The 797-nt window shown below is 33.0% G+C and carries 1 protein-coding gene and 1 pseudogene; both read right to left on the minus strand.

Annotated elements, in window-relative coordinates:
- A partial coding sequence (locus JQM82_RS16340; RefSeq protein ID WP_420370613.1) for a putative RNA methyltransferase occupies positions 1 to 139 on the minus strand: 139 nt, incomplete at its 3' end.
- Positions 140 to 353: 214 nt separating this feature from the next.
- A pseudogene (locus JQM82_RS15915) lies at positions 354 to 797 on the minus strand (23S rRNA (adenine(2503)-C(2))-methyltransferase RlmN); the annotation flags it as partial.

Raw genomic sequence — 797 nt, forward strand, 5'->3', positions numbered from 1 at the left:
ATTTAGAAATATCGAAACAATGCTTATTACTACACAGCAAACTATTGCCTACCATCTTTAACTTTCGTTTACATATTGGACAACGAAAAAGCTTTTCGCTGTCATTAAATCTAATAATTTTATTCATGACATCCTCCATTATTACATTCTTGCCCGAAAGCGAGTTATGTAATACGGATGTACCGCAACACAACTCGCGGTATTATCTTAATCTCATATATGCTGTCATCTTATCACCTCCTCAAATTCAAGTTTGTATAACTATTTTATTGCATTATAGCATACTTTGGTCTGCTTTTCCCACTCCAGAGAAAATTTCTTTGTCGATAATTATCCTACCTATAGGAATATTTTTATTCACCAATACTTATCTCGGACAGAGATTTAATTTTAGAAAATGTATTTTTGTGCTTGCTTTTAGGATTCTCTTTCTTGCTTTTTGAACGATTGTGAAAACCTAAATCCTTCCCCATTGAATTGTGTTGCTTATTCTTCTCGTTTGTGTTACTAACCAACTGACCGCAGGCAGCTTTGATGTTATTACCTCGTGATTCTCTCATTTTTACTTCTAAACCAGCCGCTTCAAGTCGCAATTTAAATGCAACTAATTGTTGTTTGTTTGGCCTGTTAATATTGCAATTTGCGGTATCATTATATTGCAAAAGATTTATCAAAACATTTTTCTCACGAAACCATCTTCCTAATTGACGTACATCAGTTGCTTTATCATTTAGACCAGGAATCAATAAATAAGCAATTGTTACTTTTCTGTTATGTCTTTCCGAATATGATAAAAC

Source organism: Faecalicatena contorta, from assembly GCF_021531995.1.
GTDB classification, from domain to species: domain Bacteria; phylum Bacillota; class Clostridia; order Lachnospirales; family Lachnospiraceae; genus Dorea_A; species Dorea_A contorta_A.